We start from the raw sequence: 17,195 nt of genomic DNA on the forward strand, positions 1-17,195 counted from the left end.
TATCAATAAGGGCGAAAAGACAAATATTGCGTCAGGTCATTTTTAGCCCGTAAACCAAAATTTAATACATTTGCGTGCATTCTGTGTAAAGGTGATACACCGCAGAACAACAATGATTGGCGATTACAATCGTTTGCCGTAAAATGCTGGCCCTTATTAATTATGTGCAACCCCAAAGGTGGTTAATCACAAACCCCGCAGCGATCCCTTTTCCGTTGCGTCTACATGGGACAGAGTCAAAAATTGAATATACAACCGCGTTCGCTTTCTCCGCTGGTACAACTCGCGGGAATTCGCAAAAGCTTTGATGGTAAGACCGTTATCTCCGATCTCAACTTAACCATCAATAATGGTGAATTTCTCACCCTGCTTGGCCCCTCTGGCTGCGGTAAAACAACCGTTCTTCGTCTAATCGCTGGTCTGGAAAGCGTCGATGTCGGACGTATCCACCTGGAAGACCAGGATATCACCCATGTCCCGGCGGAAAACCGCCACGTCAATACCGTATTCCAAAGCTACGCGCTATTCCCGCACATGACGGTGTTTGAAAACGTCGCCTTCGGCCTGCGGATGCAAAAAACCCCGGCGGCAGAAATCACCCCGCGGGTGGTGGACGCATTGAAAATGGTACAGCTGGAGGCATTTGCCCAGCGCAAACCCCACCAGCTCTCCGGCGGCCAGCAGCAGCGCGTCGCCATCGCCCGGGCGGTGGTCAACAAACCGCGTCTGCTGCTGCTTGATGAGTCGCTCTCGGCGCTCGACTACAAGCTGCGTAAGCAGATGCAGAACGAACTCAAAGCGCTACAGCGCAAGCTCGGCATCACTTTTGTTTTCGTCACCCATGACCAGGAAGAAGCCCTGACCATGTCCGACCGCATTGTGGTAATGCGCGATGGCAAAATCGAGCAGGACGGTACCCCGCGTGAAATCTACGAAGAGCCGAAGAATCTGTTCGTCGCCAGTTTTATTGGTGAAATCAACATCTTCAACGCAACCGTTATTGAACGCCTGGATGAACAGCGCGTACGCGCCTGCGTCGAAGGCCGCGAGTGCAATATCTACGTCAACTTCGCCGTTGAAAAAGGGCAACAGCTGAACGTACTGCTCCGTCCGGAAGATCTACGCGTTGATGAAATTCATCACGGTAGCGAAGCGGACGGCCTTATCGGCTACGTGCGCGAGCGCAACTACAAGGGAATGACCCTTGAGTCGGTTGTTGAGCTGGAAAATGGCAAGATGGTCATGGTCAGCGAATTCTTCAATGAAGACGATCCGGACTTTGACCACTCGCTCGACCAGAAAATGGCCATTAACTGGGTAGAAAGCTGGGAGGTTGTGCTGGCCGATGAAGAACACCAGTAAATTCCAGAATGTGGTGATCGCCACCATCGTGGGTTGGCTTGTACTGTTCGTCTTTCTGCCCAACCTGATGATCATCGCCACCAGCTTCCTGACCCGCGACGATGCAAACTTCGTCAAAATGGTCTTCACGCTCGATAACTACTCGCGGCTGCTGGATCCGCTCTATTACGATGTGCTGCTGCATTCGTTGAATATGGCGCTGCTGGCGACCCTCGCCTGCCTGGCGTTGGGCTATCCGTTCGCGTGGTTTCTGGCGCGCTTGCCGCAAAAAGTACGCCCGCTGCTGCTGTTCCTGCTGATCGTTCCGTTCTGGACTAACTCGCTTATTCGTATCTATGGGCTGAAGATTTTCCTCAGTACCAAAGGCTATCTGAACGAGTTCCTGCTGTGGTCAGGGGTTATCGATACGCCGGTACGCATTATGTACACGCCGTCAGCAGTGATCATCGGCCTGGTCTACATTTTGCTGCCGTTTATGGTGATGCCACTCTACTCCAGCATTGAAAAACTGGATCGTCCGCTGCTGGAGGCGGCAAAAGACCTCGGCGCCAGCAAGCTGCAGACCTTTATCCGCATCATTATACCGCTCACCATGCCGGGAATTATCGCCGGCTGTCTGCTGGTGATGCTGCCGGCAATGGGGCTCTTTTATGTTTCAGACCTGATGGGCGGCGCCAAAAACCTGCTGATCGGCAACGTTATCAAGAGTCAGTTCCTGAATATCCGCGACTGGCCGTTCGGCGCGGCGACCAGTATCACCTTAACGCTGGTGATGGGGCTGATGTTGTTGATTTACTGGCGCGCGGCGCGCCTGCTGAATAAAAAGGTGGAACTGGAATGATCGGTCGACTGCTGCGCGGCGGCTTTATGACCGCCATTTACGCGTATCTCTACATCCCTATTATTATTCTGATCGTTAACTCGTTTAACCGCTCGCGCTTTGGCATCAACTGGCAAGGCTTCACCACCGACTGGTATAGCCTGTTGATGAATAACGATAGCCTGCTGCAGGCCGCCCAGCACTCGCTGACCATGGCGGTCCTGTCGGCGACCTTCGCCACGCTTATCGGCTCGCTCACCGCCGTGGCGCTGTATCGCTACCGTTTTCGCGGTAAGCCGTTCGTCAGCGGAATGCTATTCGTAGTGATGATGTCGCCGGATATCGTGATGGCTATCTCCCTGCTGGTGCTGTTTATGCTGATCGGTATTCAGCTGGGCTTCTGGTCGCTGCTGTTTTCGCATATCACCTTCTGCCTGCCCTTCGTGGTGGTAACCGTGTTCTCACGCCTGAAAGGCTTTGATGTACGCATGCTGGAAGCGGCGAAAGACCTCGGCGCCAGCGAGATGACCATCCTGCGCAAAATCATTCTGCCGCTGGCGTTGCCGGCAGTGGCCGCCGGGTGGCTGTTGAGCTTTACCCTGTCGATGGATGACGTGGTGGTCTCTTCGTTCGTTACGGGTCCGGGATATGAAATTCTGCCGCTGAAGATCTATTCGATGGTAAAGGTCGGAGTTTCGCCAGAAGTGAACGCGCTGGCGACAATTCTGTTGGTTCTTTCGCTGGTGATGGTCATCGCCAGTCAGTTAATTGCACGTGATAAAACTCAGGGGACGTCAAAATGAAAAAATGGTCACGCCACCTGCTCGCTGCGGGCGCTCTGGCTTTAGGCATGGGCGCCGCGCAGGCAGACGATAGCAAAACGCTCTACTTCTATAACTGGACCGAATACGTGCCGCCAGGCCTGCTGGAACAGTTCACCAAAGAGACCGGCATCAAGGTGATCTATTCGACCTACGAGTCGAATGAAACCATGTACGCCAAGCTCAAAACCTATAAAGACGGCGCTTACGATCTGGTGGTGCCATCGACCTATTTCGTCGACAAAATGCGTAAAGAAGGCATGCTGCAAAAGATTGATAAGAGCAAGCTGAGTAACTTCAGCAACCTCGATCCGCAGATGCTGAATAAACCTTTCGACCCGAATAACGACTACTCGATTCCCTACATCTGGGGCGCGACGGCAATCGGCGTCAATAGCGATGCTATCGACCCGAAAACCGTGACCAGTTGGGCCGACCTGTGGAAACCGGAATATAAAAGCAGCCTGCTGCTGACCGACGACGCGCGCGAGGTGTTCCAGATGGCGCTGCGTAAACTGGGCTATTCCGGCAACACCACCGATCCAAAAGAGATCGAAGCGGCTTATAACGAGCTGAAAAAACTGATGCCAAACGTCGCTGCGTTCAACTCCGATAACCCGGCAAACCCGTATATGGAAGGCGAAGTGAACCTCGGCATGGTATGGAACGGTTCCGCTTATGTCGCGCGTCAGGCAGGTACCCCGCTGGAAGTGATTTGGCCAAAAGAAGGCGGCATCTTCTGGATGGATAGCCTGTCGATTCCGGCGAATGCCAAAAACGTTGACGGTGCGCTGAAGCTAATTAACTTCCTGCTGCGCCCTGATGTCGCGAAACAGGTAGCTGAAACTATCGGTTATCCGACGCCGAACCTGGCCGCGCGCAAAATGCTTAGCCCGGAAGTGGCCAACGATAAATCGCTGTATCCGGATGCCGCCACTATCGAAAAAGGCGAATGGCAAAATGATGTCGGCAGCGCCAGCGCTATTTATGAAGAGTATTACCAGAAGTTGAAAGCCGGTCGTTAATTGTAATAATATGCTGGATAGCGTCGATGCTATCCAGCATATAAAAAATAATATATTCACTGTCAATATCTGCTTAAATGCATGCGTTAATTAAGCGCTGCGGGTTATTCACTTTATCCGAATTTATTCAATAATTATATGTTTTGCAGCTGTCTCGCCGTCGTCGATGTTTTGCATCGATACTGCCGCTTTGCTGCCGGTCTCGTCTGGGGTAAATAAAAGAGGCTAATCACGAAAGAGATACCCTGAATTACTTAACATCCCCAATACAACCCGTTAGCAATATTTAAAAGATTCACCGTAGGTTCCCCATAAGGAAATGGAATGATGGCCCGCGCAAAAACTAAAGCCCCACCACTCTTCGGTGTTACTGAAGTTAATGATATTTACTGTGATATCAGCAGGAATATACCACGAAGTGAATGGTTAGGCATCACGCTGCCTTTTACTATGGTACTGGTTTCTCTGACAGCCCTGTTTATTCTCACTCCGTTGATCGGTTATCTCCAGGAGCTTATATTTCTTGTGCCTATACTTCTCTTATTATTATATAGCGGCATACATGCAGTAAGACTATTCATCATCAAGCCAAAATCGTTGATGGTTCGACTAAATCGCCAGGAGCAGAAAATTTATGTCCAGAAGCATTGCATCAACTATAATATTTTTTCTCAATGGCCCGTCGAAACGTTAGTTTTCAACTGGCATGAGGTTATTCACCCCAGTTTTAGAAACGGTTCCGGTTCTGCAAGTTCACGAACCTGGTATACCTGGCATATCAGCCCACCAGCTAGCCCAAGGGTCAAAGTTGTCATCAGCGATGATAATATACCTTTGTTTTATAACGCCTCTCGCTATTCCATTAACCTTGAAGATACGATTCTAAACTATGCCATATCCTGGCAATGGTGTAACGACTATATGCGCGGTATTAATTCTCCCGTTTATATCTTGCCAACACACCGCTACTCCTTTAAATATTGCGTAACTACGCTGAGCAATAGAATGTTGTCACGCGCCGATGAGAGCGATCGCTGGACCACCATTTTTCCCATCTGCAACCCATTATTCTGGGTGATATCATTTTTCATCGTTCCGCTCATTTTAGCAGACGCTCTGGCGCTGTACTGGATTATGCGAAGACTTCCGGATACGGTCTGGTCTCATTCCGCACAAGCTGAATCAACCTCAGAAAGTTAAACGCAAGTCGTGTCCTTAAGCGCTCATGACGGTCGGGTGCCTCCGACCGCTCATGTGTTTCCCATTCCAGTTTTAATGGTCGCGCTTGCTGTTGGCTTCTTTGCGCTGCAAAAAATCATCGATTTTTCCCACCAGGACGTTGACGGGTTTCCACAGAATAATAAGTAACACGAATGGCCCTATAATTCGCATGCCGCCTGTAGCTAAATCGCCAGTAAAAAGCAGAAGAAGGCCATCAAATAATAGGCTCAAGGCGCTAGCCACGCCGACTAAAAGACAGACGAGAAAGAGAATATTTCTTGCATCAGATTGTTTGGACAAGCCATTTTGGCTAATAACACCAACGGCAACGGCCGCGATCAGCATACTCGTCTCGACAACTAGCGGATTGTTCATTTTTGACTCCTGTCATCATCAGCCATTCCATATGGCGAAAAAAAAAGAGCGTACCAAGGCGAAGTGGTTAAACTAACGCCTCTGCACGCTTTTACACTACGTTCCTTCTATAATCTGTTTTCCTGCAGCAGCTTATCAATGAACTCGGGCACCACTTCGCTTGCCAGCCCGTAATGTTTCTCAGCGAATTCGCTGCCGACCTGGCTGGGTTCGAGGTTAAGCTCGACGGTATGCGCGCCGTGCAGACGAGCTTCATGGACAAAACCCGCGGCCGGGTAGACGTGCCCGGAAGTCCCAATCGCGATAAAGATATCGGCCTCGGCCAGCCCGCTGTAGATCTCATCCATGCCCAGCGGCATCTCGCCGAACCATACCACGTGCGGGCGCAGCGCCGCCGGGAACTGGCAGCAGTGGCATTTGTCATCCGCCGTCACGTCGCCGGTCCACTCCAGCACCTGTCCGCTCCACGAGCAGCGTACTTTCAGTAACTCGCCGTGCATATGGATAACCCGGCGGTTACCCGCGCGCTCGTGCAGATTATCGATGTTCTGCGTCACCAGCAGAAAACGATCGCCCAGCGCCTCTTCCAGCCTCGCCAGCGCCAGATGCGCGGCATTGGGCGCGATTTCCGCGCTCTGCAACTGGCGGCGGCGGGCGTTATAAAACGCCTGCACCAGCGCCGGGTCACGGGCAAAACCTTCCGGCGTCGCCACATCTTCCACCCGGTGCTCTTCCCACAGGCCATCGGCGGCGCGGAAGGTTTTAATCCCCGACTCCGCCGAAATACCGGCGCCGGTTAACACCACCACCCGCGGTTTGTCTATTGCCTGCGGCGGCGTTTTGTCTTCGCCGAAGAAGACACGTTGCCGTAAGCGATCGCGCAACTGGCGTTTTTTACGGCGGAAACGGCTTAAGCGATGTAAGCGGCGCGACAGCATAGCTACCCCTGTAATTAATGAGTCAAATGAAGGAAGGCCGCACCGCGCATACCTCCGGCGTCGCCGTGACGCGCGCGCTCAATGCGCGGCACCCGGGCGACCGGAAGCAAATGACGCGGCAGGCGCTGCGCCAGCCCTTCGGTTATAGCAGTAAAATTAGATAATCCGCCACCTAACACCAGCAGATCCGGATCGACAATGGTGAGGATATTGCCCAGACAAACGGCCAGTAGATCGAGGTAACGTTCGACGTGCTCCCGCGCCTGCGCATCACCCTGCTGCCACAGATCGACGATCTCTGGAGAAGTTAAGGATTGATGATAAAAATGCTGATAAAGCCAGGCGAATCCGCGGCCGGAAAGATAGTTCTCGATGCAGCCGAGCTGGCCGCAGCCGCAGCGGGTTAGCGGAAAATCGCGCCCCACTACTTCCAGGGCGTCCACCGGCAGACGAATATGGCCGAACTCGCCGGTGATGTAGCTGTGACCGGTTATCGATTTGCCGTTAAGCACGATCCCGCCGCCGACGCCGGTGCCGAGGATTAACCCCATCACCAGCGGATATTGGGTAAATTCATCATCCCACGCTTCAGATAACGCAAAGCAGTTGGCGTCATTATCAAGACGAACTTCACGCCCCAGGCGTGCGCTGAGATCAACGCGCAGCGGTTGGCCGCTGGCGGCGGGAACGTTAGCGGCATACAGCTTGCCGTCCGCGGTTTCCGGCATACCGGGGATACCGATACCGACCGCGCCCTCCACGCCAAAGCGCCGATCGGCTTCGCGAACCAGCGCTTCAATCGCCTGCAGGAAAGCCTCATAGCTTTCCGTCGGGGTGGGGACGCGTTTTTCCCACTGCAGTTGTCGGGCGTTATCAAATACGCCCAACGCTATCTTGCTGCCGCCAATGTCAAATCCGTAGTACATTTCAGCCATTCCTCTTATTGGCCCCAACCCCTCATCCTTTGGGCTGTATCTGCTTTCACAGCACTGGCCTAAGGGATGCGGCGTTTGACGGGCCACGACGATAAATTACTGGCCACTCAGCACCCTCGCCGGGTCAATACGACTGGCGCGGCGGGCGGGATACCAGCTGGCCAGCAAACTCAGCAACAGTGCTGTCACCAGCACATAAACGACGTCCAGCCAGTGCAATTCAGACGGCAGGAAGTCAATAAAATAGATGTCGCCGGAAAGGAATTTATGCCCGATCAACGTTTCGATACCGTTGATAATCGATGTCAGCTTCAGCGCGGCTACCACGCCGATAACCACCCCGATCAGGCTCCCGACCGAACCGGCCAATAAACCATACCATACGAAAATCGCGCGGATTAAGCCGTCTTTCGCGCCAAGCGTGCGCAGCACCGCAATATCGCCGCTTTTATCTTTTACCGCCATCACCAGCGTCGAGACGATGTTAAAACAGGCGACGCCGATAACCAGTACCATGGCGAGATACATAATGGCGCGAATCATCTGAATATCACGGTACATATAGCCGTAGGTGCCGATCCAGCTCTTGATATAGACGTAGCTGTTGGTCACCTCGCCGGCGTCGCGTACCAGCGTATTGGCGTGGAAGACGTCGGTGACTTTAATGGCGATGCCGGTCACGCTGCTGCCCATATCCAGATACTGCTGGGCGTCCGCCATCGGGATCATCGCGAAGCTATGGTCCAGTTGGCCGCTCAGTTGCAGAATCCCGGTCACATGTAGCCTGACGCGTTTCGGCTGCAACAGCTGGTGCTCGGAATCTGAATTGGGGATCATGATCGACACCCAATCGCCCTGCTTCACATGCAGCGCATCGGCGACGCCTTTGCCCAGAATCACCTGCTGCTCGCCGGCCTTAAAGTTGGCCCAGGCGTTGTTCTGCACAAAGTTTGGTAGCGAACTCAGGCGGCTCTCCTGCTGCGGATCGACACCCTTGACCTGAATAGCGCGCATATTGCTGCCGCTCTCCACCAGCCCGGTAAAGTTGATATAGGGCGCAGCGGCGACGATGCCTTTCACTTTTTCAACCTTCGACAGCGCCTCGTTCCAGTTATTCCACGGCTGGTTAACCGGCTCGATTTCGCCGTGCGGCACCACCGCCAGAATGCGATTGTTGAGCTCGCGCTCAAAACCGTTCATCGCGCTCAGGCCGACGATCAGTACCGCCACGCCTAATGCGATGCCGATAGTAGAGATGACGGAAATCAGCGAGACCATACCGCCGCGGCGTCTGCCGCGGCTAAAACGCAGCGCAATCAGTAACGATAACGGTGAAGCCATTACTGGGCCCCCATCAGGGTCAGGTCGGCCGTCAGGCGGCCATCGCGCATCTCCAGCTGGCGGTTCATCCGTTTCGCCAGCTGCAGGTCATGAGTCACCACCAGGAAAGCGGTACGCTGCGCCACGTTGAGCTCGCCCAGCAGCTCAAAAATGCTGTCGGCGTTGCGGGCGTCGAGGTTGCCGGTCGGTTCATCAGCCAGTACCAGCCGCGGTTTGTTCACCAGCGCCCGAGCAATCGCCACGCGCTGGCGCTCTCCGCCGGAAAGCTCAGACGGACGATGGTGGCTACGGTGTTCCAGGCCCACCGCCTGCAGCATCGCTTTCGCCTGGCGTTCAATATCCGCCGCTTTTTTCTTGCCAATCAGCAGCGGCATCGCCACGTTTTCCAGCGCGGTAAAGTCCGGCAGCAGGTGGTGGAACTGATAGATAAACCCGAGTTCGCGATTACGCAGATCGGCGCGAGCCGCCGCAGAAAGCGAGCTCATCGGCTGACCGGAAAAAATAACATCGCCGGAGGTCGGCGTATCCAGCCCGCCAAGCAGGTGCAGTAGCGTACTTTTGCCGGAACCTGAAGAGCCGACAATCGCCATCATTTCACCCTCTTGAATGCTGAAGCTGACATCGTGCAGCACATCGGTTTGCACGTTGCCTTCCTGATAGCGTTTGCACAGGTTGTCGCATTGCAGCAGGATCTTATTCATAACGTAAAGCCTCAGCGGGTTGGGTGGCGGCAGCGCGCCAGGAAGGATACAACGTAGACAACAGGGCCAGCGCCATCGCCACCAGAGCGATAATAATCACCTGCAGCGGCTCAATCGCCACCGGCAGGGCCGCGCCGTCCAAAAACGCGCCGATAATCGGCATCAAATTATTCAGCTGGCTGGCCAACAGCACGCCGAGCAGCGCGCCAAGCAGCGCGCCGACAATACCAGCGCTGGCGCCCTGTACCATAAAGACGGCCATGATCTGCCGCGGCGTCAGCCCCTGGGTCTGCAGAATAGCCACCTCGCCCTGCTTCTCCATCACCATCATGCCAAGAGAGGTAATGATGTTGAAAGCGGCGACGGCGACGATCAGGCTCAGCAGCAGCCCCATCATATTTTTCTCCATTCGCACAGCCTGGAACAACTCGCCTTTGCGCTCGCGCCAGTCCTGCCATTTGGTGCCGTCGGGCAGCTTCTGTTGACTGAGCGTATCAACCTGCAGCGGTTGGCTGAGCCACAGACGCCAGCCGGTAATATTGCCCAGCGGATAGCGCATCAGGCGGGAGGCGTCATCAATGTTGGTCAGCATTTGATAGCCATCGACTTCGCTGTTAGCGGCAAAGGTGCCGATGACGTTAAACAAACGCTGGCTCGGGACACGGCCCATCGGCGTAAACTGGCTGGCGGAAGGCACCATCACGCGAATTTGATCGCCACGGTTAACCCCCAACTGGCCGGCCAGCTGTTCACCGAGAATGACGTTATATTTGCCGGCCTGCAGATCGCTTTGTTTCACGTTCACCAGGTAAGGCGTCAGCGGATCTTTTTGCGCCGGGTCGATACCCAGCATCACGCCGACGGCGACGCTGCGGGCGCTTTGCAGCACCACATCACCGGTGGTGAGCGGCGCGACGCGCGTCACGCCCTGCAGCTTAACGGCGCTTTCCGGCATTTTTTGCGGGTTGATAGAGCCCTGCTGGGCGCTAATGATAGCCTGCGGCATCAGCCCCAGGATGTTGTTTTGCAGCTCACGCTCAAAACCGTTCATCACCGACAGGACGGTCACCAGCGCCATCACGCCAAGCGTAATGCCGATGGTCGAAAGCCAGGAGACGAAACGGCCGAAGCGGTCGGCTGCGCGCCCGCGCATGTAGCGAAGGCCGATAAATAGTGCGGCAGGTTGGTACATGTAATCCATCTGGTTGCTGATAGCCGATGTTCGAGTATATATGGCATAGCCCAACGCGTAAATCGCTGATACGGTAGATTTTTTCGCCAAAATAACAAAGTAATAGTTTTAAATCAGAGGGTTAATTTAGAGTGTATATATTTATCAATCGCCTTGCGCTGTAGAAAACATGGCGCAGGAGGCCAATCGGGTTGGCGAAATCAGACCAATTGCGGATAATCAGAGACATTGAATATCAGCAATTTGCCCCTACATCGTAGAGCGAGTTGGCCGACTGCGGCCAAACAGTACAAACAATCGCCTGATGGGATAGGCGCTAAGGGATCCTGACAACCGTTATGCCTGAACAATATCGCTATACTCTGCCGGTCAAAGCCGGCGATCAGCGCCAGCTTGGCGAACTCACCGGCGCCGCCTGCGCCACGCTGGTAGCCGAAATGGCCGAACGCCATCATGGCCCGGTGGTGCTGGTTGCGCCCGACATGCAAAACGCCCTGCGTTTGAATGATGAAATCAGGCAATTTACCGATAGCATGGTGATCGGCCTCGCTGACTGGGAAACCCTGCCCTACGATAGCTTTTCGCCACATCAGGATATTATCTCTTCGCGCCTTGCGACTTTATATCAGTTGCCGACCATGCAGCGCGGAGTGCTTATCGTTCCCGTAAGCACTCTGATGCAGAAGGTCTGCCCGCATAATTATCTGCACGGTCACGCGCTGGTAATGAAAAAAGGGCAGCGTCTGTCGCGCGATGCGCTACGCACGCAGTTGGACAGCGCCGGTTACCGCCATGTCGATCAGGTAATGGAACACGGCGAATACGCGACCCGCGGCGCCCTGCTCGATCTCTTCCCGATGGGCAGCGAGCAGCCCTATCGCCTCGATTTCTTTGATGACGAAATTGACAGCCTGCGGTTATTCGATGTTGATAGCCAGCGTACTCTGGAAGAAGTCGAGGCCATCAATCTGCTGCCGGCGCATGAGTTCCCGACCGACCAGGCGGCGATCGAACTGTTCCGCAGCCAGTGGCGCGATCGCTTTGACGTGAAGCGCGACCCGGAACATATCTACCAGCAGGTGAGCAAAGGTACCCTGCCCGCCGGGATCGAATACTGGCAACCGCTGTTCTTCAACGAGCCGCTGCCGCCGCTGTTTAGCTATTTCCCGCCCAGTACGCTGATTGTGAATACCGGCGATCTGGAGCACAGCGCCGAGCGTTTCCAGAATGAGACCCGCGCCCGCTTTGAAAACCGCGGCGTCGATCCGATGCGCCCGCTGCTACCGCCGGAGCAGCTGTGGCTGCGCAGCGACGAGCTTTTTAGCGAGCTGAAAAAATGGCCGCGGGTCCAGTTAAAAACTGAACGTCTGGCGGAGAAAGCCGCTCATACTAACCTCGGCTATCAACCTCTGCCCGAGCTGGCGATTCAGGCGCAAAATAAAGCGCCGCTGGACAACCTGCGTCGCTTCCTTGAATCCTTCAGCGGCCCGGTGATTTTCTCAGTGGAAAGCGAAGGCCGCCGCGAGGCGCTGAGCGAAATGCTGGCACGCATCAAAGTTGCGCCAAAACATATATTGCGCCTGCAGGAAGCCAGCGGAAATGGCCGCTTCCTGATGATTGGCGCCGCCGAGCACGGATTTATCGACAGCCAGGCAAATCTGGCGCTGATTTGCGAAAGCGATCTGCTGGGCGAACGCGTCGCCCGCCGCCGTCAGGATTCCCGCCGTACCATTAACCCCGACACGCTCATTCGCAACCTGGCGGAACTGCATATCGGACAGCCGGTGGTGCATCTTGAACACGGGGTGGGTCGTTATGCAGGGATGACCACCCTCGAAGCCGGGGGCATCAAAGGCGAATATCTGATGCTGACCTACGCCAACGACGCCAAACTGTACGTCCCGGTATCGTCACTGCATTTGATTAGCCGCTACGCCGGCGGCGCGGAAGAAAATGCGCCTCTACACAAACTGGGCGGCGACGCCTGGGCGCGGGCAAGGCAAAAAGCGGCGGAGAAAGTGCGCGACGTGGCCGCCGAACTGCTGGATATCTACGCCCAGCGCGCGGCCAAAGAAGGCTTCGCCTTTAAGCATGACCGCGAGCAGTATCAATTATTCTGCGACGGTTTCCCGTTCGAAACCACGCCGGATCAGGCGCAGGCAATTAACGCCGTTCTCAGCGATATGTGCCAGCCGCTGGCAATGGACCGCCTGGTCTGCGGCGACGTTGGCTTCGGGAAAACCGAAGTGGCGATGCGCGCCGCCTTCCTCGCCGTCGAAAACCACAAACAGGTGGCCGTGCTGGTGCCTACCACCCTGCTCGCCCAGCAGCACTACGATAACTTCCGCGACCGCTTCGCCAACTGGCCGGTACGTATTGAGATGCTATCCCGTTTCCGCAGCGCCAAAGAGCAGGCGCAGATACTTGAACAGGCGGCAGAAGGTAAAATCGATATTCTGATCGGTACCCATAAGCTGCTGCAAAATGAAGTCAAGCTGCGCGACCTGGGTCTGCTTATCGTCGATGAAGAACACCGCTTCGGGGTGCGTCATAAAGAACGCATCAAGGCGATGCGCGCGGACGTCGATATCCTGACGCTGACCGCCACGCCTATTCCGCGTACGCTGAATATGGCGATGAGCGGAATGCGCGATCTGTCCATTATCGCCACCCCGCCAGCTCGCCGTCTGGCGGTAAAAACCTTTGTCCGCGAATATGACGCGCTGGTGGTTCGCGAGGCGATCCTGCGTGAAGTCCTGCGCGGCGGTCAGGTTTACTATCTGTATAACGATGTTGAAAATATTCAGAAAGCGGCGGATCGTCTGGCTGAACTGGTACCGGAGGCGCGAATTGCCATCGGTCACGGCCAGATGCGCGAACGCGAACTGGAACGGGTGATGAATGATTTCCATCACCAGCGTTTTAACGTGCTGGTCTGTACGACAATCATTGAAACCGGCATCGATATCCCGACCGCCAATACCATCATCATTGAGCGCGCCGATCACTTCGGCCTTGCCCAGCTGCACCAGCTGCGCGGCCGCGTGGGTCGTTCGCACCATCAGGCCTACGCCTGGCTGCTCACCCCACATCCAAAAGCGATGACTACCGACGCGCAGAAACGCCTGGAAGCTATCGCTTCGCTGGAAGACCTCGGCGCCGGTTTTGCCCTCGCGACCCACGATCTTGAAATTCGCGGCGCCGGCGAACTGCTGGGAGAAGGTCAGAGCGGACAGATGGAAACCATCGGCTTCTCGCTGTATATGGAACTGCTGGAGAACGCCGTTGATGCCCTGAAAGAGGGTCGCGAGCCGTCGCTGGAAGATCTCACCAGCCAGCAGACGGAAGTGGAGCTGCGCATGCCGGCGCTGCTGCCGGATGACTTTATTCCCGACGTTAACACCCGTCTGTCGTTCTATAAGCGTATTGCCAGCACCAAAAACGAACACGATCTCGATGAGATCAAAGTCGAGCTGATCGATCGCTTTGGTACATTGCCGGATGCGGCGCGTAATTTGCTGGATATCACGCGCCTACGCCAGCAGGCGCAAAAGCTGGGGATCCGCAAGCTGGAGTGCAATGAAAAAGGCGGCGTGATCGAGTTTAACGAGAAAAATAACGTTAATCCGGTCTGGCTTATCGGTCTATTGCAGAAGCAGCCGCAGCATTACCGACTGGATGGGCCGACAAGGCTCAAATTCTTCCAGGAGCTTGATGAGCGTAAAACGCGCATGGACTGGGTACGCCAGTTTATGCGTCAGCTGGAAGAAAACGCTACCGCTTGAGAACGAAGAGATGCGGTTGTCAAAACCGCATCTCTTTACCTGTCACAGTTAGCAAACTTTACAAACATTTTGCAATCCACCTGGATTTCCCAACACTCTCCCGCGCCATAATTGACATTGATTATCTTATAAAAATAACCGTTTGTTTATTGTGGAATTATGGTAATGATAAATATCTCGCGTGTTTCAACCTGGCTGACGGCATTCGCTCTCGCGGCGACGCTCGCCCTTCCCGCCCGCGCCAATACCTGGCCGTTACCGCCGAGCGGTAGCCGACTGGTCGGGCAGAATCAGTTTCATGTAGTGCAGGATAACGGCGGGTCGCTGGAAGCGATTGCCAAAAAATACAACGTTGGTTTTCTCGCGCTGCTGCAGGCTAATCCCGGGGTCGATCCTTATGTGCCGCGCGCCGGGAGCGTGCTGACCATCCCGCTGCAGACACTGCTGCCTGACGTCCCCCGTGAAGGTCTGGTGCTCAATATCGCCGAGCTGCGTCTGTACTACTATCCACCGGGACAGAATAGCGTGACCGTTTACCCGATCGGTATCGGCCAGCTTGGCGGCGATACCCTGACCCCGACGATGGTCACTACCGTTTCCGATAAGCGCGCCAACCCGACCTGGACGCCAACCGCCAACATTCGTGCGCGTTATAAAGCAATGGGGATCGATTTACCGGCAGTGGTTCCGGCCGGGCCGAATAACCCGATGGGACATCACGCGATTCGTCTTGCGGCCTACGGCGGCGTCTATCTACTGCACGGCACCAACGCCGATTTTGGCATCGGGATGCGCGTCAGTTCAGGCTGTATCCGCCTGCGCGATGCTGATATAAAGTCTCTGTATAACAAAATCACGCCGGGCACCAGGGTGAATATCATCAACGAACCTATCAAAGTTTCGGTAGAGCCAAACGGTACCCGTCTGGTGGAAGTCCACCAGCCGCTCTCCGAACATATCAATGACGATCCGCAAACGCTGCCAATCGTCCTGAACGCCAGCATGAAGAACTTTAAGCAGGCGCCGCAGACCAATCAGCAGGTAATGGAAAGCGCGATGGCGCTGCGTTCCGGAATGCCGGTCGATGTGACCCACCACCAGGTTTCCGCCGAGCAAGCCTTGTAATGCATTTGCGAATTGCAGAAAGTAAAAAACCCGCCAGGCACGGCGGGTTTTTTTGTGGCAATCGCCAGCTTCGCTGACGAGGTTTCGCGGGGCGCGGTCCCATGAAGGGGTGTGGACCGCGTCGCGAGAGTGGCATAACAAAGGGAACTACGTTTACTGCTTACTACACGCGTTCTGCTGAAGGGGGTCAGGAACGCGTTTTGTCAGTGGCATGACAGGGGTTACAACATTTATTTATAGATAACTGCGGTACCGTGCAGGGTATTAGGACCGGTTACCGAAGTAATGCGGTAAGAGGTCGCCCCCATTTCGTCGGCTTTCTGCGCCAGCTGATCTTCGAGCGAACCCAGATTGGTGCCGGCGGATGCGGAAACGGTACCGATTTTATGTTGGCCTGCTGGGGTGGATTGCACCTCAACAGCGGCGAAACTTGCAAATGAGAGTGAGCTCAGTACGGCAGCAAGTGCCAGTTTTTGGACGTTTTTCATGATTATTATACCTATGCAGATGATTTTTATAGTAGGGTCGTAAGAATTAACTTAACGATCGATAGGTAAATAATAATGTGATCCATGTCACAGGTCAACTCATTTTTATAACGATCATTTAACTATTTATAAAATGCTTAATTTTCATACATATATGAATTATTTATTTTTGGACTTCTGCCGCTGGCGGCATGACACGTTTATTTTTATAATGGCCGTTCAACAACCCAACATAGGTACAACGGCATCATGACAACTGACGTTCAAAGTTGCGCAAAAAAAAGCCGTGGCCGACCTAAAGTGTTCGACAGGGACGCGGCGCTGGACAAGGCCATGACACTTTTCTGGCAGCACGGCTATGAAGCAACTTCGCTGGCCGATCTCGTCGAAGCGACCGGCGCGAAAGCCCCGACGCTGTACGCCGAGTTCGTGAACAAAGAAGGCTTATTCCGCGCGGTGCTGGATCGCTACATCTCCCGCTTTGCCGCGAAACATGAAGCCCTGCTATTCGATGACCACAAAACCGTCGATCAGGCGCTGCGCGACTATTTCACCGCTGTCGCAACCTGCTTTACCAGCAAAGATACCCCGGCAGGCTGTTTTATGATTAACACCTCCGCGGCGCTGGCCGCCTCTTCAACCGATATCGCCAACACTATTAAGTCGCGGCACGCGGTGCAGGAACAAACGTTGACGCAATTTTTACAGCAGCGCCAGCAGCGCGGCGAACTCCCTGCGCAGGGCAATGTCTTGCAGTTGGCGCAGTTTTTAAACTGCGTGCTGCAAGGAATGTCAATCAGCGCGCGCGAAGGCGCTGATTTCGCCACCCTGAAACAAATTAGCGACACTACGCTGCGCCTGTGGCCGCAAATCCTGCAACCTTAATTCCCTACCGGCGGCCCTCGCTCGCCGGTTTTTTCCCCTTCTGCTAAATACCCTTACTTTTCTCAATATTTTCATTATGTTGATTTGTTGTAAATGATATTGATAACGATAATCAATATGTGCAAAATTCGCATTTGTCTTTCTATATGTTTCACGCTGTAACAGCCGCGCCTGTGGCTGA

Annotated in this window: 16 protein-coding genes; 9 read left to right on the top strand and 7 right to left on the bottom strand. The window is 54.5% G+C overall.

The genetic code is table 11. The features are described 5' to 3' along the window. Positions 1 to 225: 225 nt before the first annotated feature. The 5 genes from potA (at position 226) to PGR09_RS17450 (ending at position 5,228) form a co-directional block, all read left to right on the top strand. On the top strand, positions 226 to 1,362 hold the full coding sequence (potA, locus tag PGR09_RS17430) for a spermidine/putrescine ABC transporter ATP-binding protein PotA (protein WP_042892246.1): 1,137 nt from the start codon (positions 226 to 228) through the stop codon (positions 1,360 to 1,362). After that, positions 1,346 to 2,203: a spermidine/putrescine ABC transporter permease PotB gene (gene potB, locus PGR09_RS17435; RefSeq protein WP_041908286.1), complete on the top strand. Its 858-nt coding sequence runs from the start codon at positions 1,346 to 1,348 to the stop codon at positions 2,201 to 2,203. Before potA ends, potB begins: the two co-directional genes overlap by 17 nt. Then, complete coding sequence (gene potC, locus PGR09_RS17440; protein WP_045393735.1) at positions 2,200 to 2,985, top strand: spermidine/putrescine ABC transporter permease PotC; 786 nt, start codon at positions 2,200 to 2,202, stop codon at positions 2,983 to 2,985. The genes potB and potC overlap by 4 nt, the downstream gene beginning before the upstream one ends. Further along, a complete protein-coding gene (gene potD, locus PGR09_RS17445; RefSeq protein WP_020079135.1) occupies positions 2,982 to 4,028 on the top strand; it encodes a spermidine/putrescine ABC transporter substrate-binding protein PotD in 1,047 nt (348 codons plus the stop codon). The genes potC and potD overlap by 4 nt, the downstream gene beginning before the upstream one ends. Positions 4,029 to 4,352: 324 nt before the next feature. Beyond that, positions 4,353 to 5,228: a DUF6708 domain-containing protein gene (locus PGR09_RS17450; RefSeq protein ID WP_047046838.1), complete on the top strand. Its 876-nt coding sequence runs from the start codon at positions 4,353 to 4,355 to the stop codon at positions 5,226 to 5,228. Between the two features lie 72 nt (positions 5,229 to 5,300). Here PGR09_RS17450 and PGR09_RS17455 read toward each other — a convergent pair whose 3' ends face one another. The 6 genes from PGR09_RS17455 to lolC form a co-directional block, all read right to left on the bottom strand. Further along, positions 5,301 to 5,624 carry a hypothetical protein gene (locus PGR09_RS17455; RefSeq protein WP_047046842.1) on the bottom strand — a complete coding sequence of 108 codons (324 nt, stop codon included), beginning with the start codon at positions 5,622 to 5,624 and terminating at the stop codon, positions 5,301 to 5,303. A 107-nt stretch (positions 5,625 to 5,731) separates the two neighbouring features. Further along, positions 5,732 to 6,562 (bottom strand): Sir2 family NAD+-dependent deacetylase, encoded by an 831-nt coding sequence (gene cobB, locus PGR09_RS17460; RefSeq protein WP_047046845.1) that lies wholly within the window; start codon positions 6,560 to 6,562, stop codon positions 5,732 to 5,734. A 14-nt stretch (positions 6,563 to 6,576) separates the two neighbouring features. Then, on the bottom strand, positions 6,577 to 7,488 hold the full coding sequence (nagK, locus tag PGR09_RS17465) for an N-acetylglucosamine kinase (RefSeq protein WP_049059665.1): 912 nt from the start codon (positions 7,486 to 7,488) through the stop codon (positions 6,577 to 6,579). Positions 7,489 to 7,593: 105 nt separating this feature from the next. After that, the gene (lolE, locus tag PGR09_RS17470; protein ID WP_396279757.1) at positions 7,594 to 8,838 is read right to left on the bottom strand and encodes a lipoprotein-releasing ABC transporter permease subunit LolE; all 1,245 of its coding nucleotides are present in this window, start codon (positions 8,836 to 8,838) and stop codon (positions 7,594 to 7,596) included. Further along, the gene (gene lolD, locus PGR09_RS17475; RefSeq protein ID WP_015367168.1) at positions 8,838 to 9,539 is read right to left on the bottom strand and encodes a lipoprotein-releasing ABC transporter ATP-binding protein LolD; all 702 of its coding nucleotides are present in this window, start codon (positions 9,537 to 9,539) and stop codon (positions 8,838 to 8,840) included. Before lolD ends, lolE begins: the two co-directional genes overlap by 1 nt. Further along, positions 9,532 to 10,731 carry a lipoprotein-releasing ABC transporter permease subunit LolC gene (lolC, locus tag PGR09_RS17480; protein WP_072251518.1) on the bottom strand — a complete coding sequence of 400 codons (1,200 nt, stop codon included), beginning with the start codon at positions 10,729 to 10,731 and terminating at the stop codon, positions 9,532 to 9,534. The genes lolD and lolC overlap by 8 nt, the downstream gene beginning before the upstream one ends. 338 nt (positions 10,732 to 11,069) lie before the next feature. Here lolC and mfd point away from each other — a divergent pair, with 338 nt between their 5' ends. Beyond that, entirely contained in the window at positions 11,070 to 14,516 is a 3,447-nt protein-coding gene (gene mfd / locus PGR09_RS17485) for a transcription-repair coupling factor (protein ID WP_396279758.1), read from the top strand. 165 nt (positions 14,517 to 14,681) lie between these two features. Then, positions 14,682 to 15,641 (top strand): L,D-transpeptidase LdtC, encoded by a 960-nt coding sequence (gene ldtC / locus PGR09_RS17490; RefSeq protein ID WP_430916352.1) that lies wholly within the window; start codon positions 14,682 to 14,684, stop codon positions 15,639 to 15,641. Between the two features lie 230 nt (positions 15,642 to 15,871). Here ldtC and bhsA read toward each other — a convergent pair whose 3' ends face one another. Continuing rightward, positions 15,872 to 16,129 carry a multiple stress resistance protein BhsA gene (bhsA, locus tag PGR09_RS17495; RefSeq protein ID WP_045375056.1) on the bottom strand — a complete coding sequence of 86 codons (258 nt, stop codon included), beginning with the start codon at positions 16,127 to 16,129 and terminating at the stop codon, positions 15,872 to 15,874. A 133-nt stretch (positions 16,130 to 16,262) separates the two neighbouring features. On the opposite strand from bhsA, the gene PGR09_RS17500 reads away from it, so the two are divergent. Together PGR09_RS17500 and PGR09_RS17505 are read left to right on the top strand one after the other, a co-directional pair. Next, entirely contained in the window at positions 16,263 to 16,382 is a 120-nt protein-coding gene (locus PGR09_RS17500; RefSeq protein WP_162184065.1) for a hypothetical protein, read from the top strand. Then, the gene (locus tag PGR09_RS17505) at positions 16,379 to 17,014 is read left to right on the top strand and encodes a TetR/AcrR family transcriptional regulator (protein ID WP_047066470.1); all 636 of its coding nucleotides are present in this window, start codon (positions 16,379 to 16,381) and stop codon (positions 17,012 to 17,014) included. Before PGR09_RS17500 ends, PGR09_RS17505 begins: the two co-directional genes overlap by 4 nt. Positions 17,015 to 17,195 lie beyond the last annotated feature (181 nt).

It is taken from the genome of Klebsiella sp. 141251, assembly GCF_050600725.1.
Lineage (GTDB): Bacteria > Pseudomonadota > Gammaproteobacteria > Enterobacterales > Enterobacteriaceae > Klebsiella > Klebsiella aerogenes.

Bases quoted from the DNA above. Each gene is read 5' to 3' on its own strand.
- potA (WP_042892246.1), top strand. From the start codon at position 226: ATGGGACAGAGTCAAAAATTGAATATACAACCGCGTTCGCTTTCTCCG.
- potB (WP_041908286.1), top strand. From the start codon at position 1,346: ATGAAGAACACCAGTAAATTCCAGAATGTGGTGATCGCCACCATCGTG.
- potC (WP_045393735.1), top strand. From the start codon at position 2,200: ATGATCGGTCGACTGCTGCGCGGCGGCTTTATGACCGCCATTTACGCG.
- potD (WP_020079135.1), top strand. From the start codon at position 2,982: ATGAAAAAATGGTCACGCCACCTGCTCGCTGCGGGCGCTCTGGCTTTA.
- PGR09_RS17450 (WP_047046838.1), top strand. From the start codon at position 4,353: ATGATGGCCCGCGCAAAAACTAAAGCCCCACCACTCTTCGGTGTTACT.
- PGR09_RS17455 (WP_047046842.1), bottom strand. From the start codon at position 5,624: ATGAACAATCCGCTAGTTGTCGAGACGAGTATGCTGATCGCGGCCGTT.
- cobB (WP_047046845.1), bottom strand. From the start codon at position 6,562: ATGCTGTCGCGCCGCTTACATCGCTTAAGCCGTTTCCGCCGTAAAAAA.
- nagK (WP_049059665.1), bottom strand. From the start codon at position 7,488: ATGTACTACGGATTTGACATTGGCGGCAGCAAGATAGCGTTGGGCGTA.
- lolE (WP_396279757.1), bottom strand. From the start codon at position 8,838: ATGGCTTCACCGTTATCGTTACTGATTGCGCTGCGTTTTAGCCGCGGC.
- lolD (WP_015367168.1), bottom strand. From the start codon at position 9,539: ATGAATAAGATCCTGCTGCAATGCGACAACCTGTGCAAACGCTATCAG.
- lolC (WP_072251518.1), bottom strand. From the start codon at position 10,731: ATGTACCAACCTGCCGCACTATTTATCGGCCTTCGCTACATGCGCGGG.
- mfd (WP_396279758.1), top strand. From the start codon at position 11,070: ATGCCTGAACAATATCGCTATACTCTGCCGGTCAAAGCCGGCGATCAG.
- ldtC (WP_430916352.1), top strand. From the start codon at position 14,682: ATGATAAATATCTCGCGTGTTTCAACCTGGCTGACGGCATTCGCTCTC.
- bhsA (WP_045375056.1), bottom strand. From the start codon at position 16,129: ATGAAAAACGTCCAAAAACTGGCACTTGCTGCCGTACTGAGCTCACTC.
- PGR09_RS17500 (WP_162184065.1), top strand. From the start codon at position 16,263: ATGCTTAATTTTCATACATATATGAATTATTTATTTTTGGACTTCTGC.
- PGR09_RS17505 (WP_047066470.1), top strand. From the start codon at position 16,379: ATGACAACTGACGTTCAAAGTTGCGCAAAAAAAAGCCGTGGCCGACCT.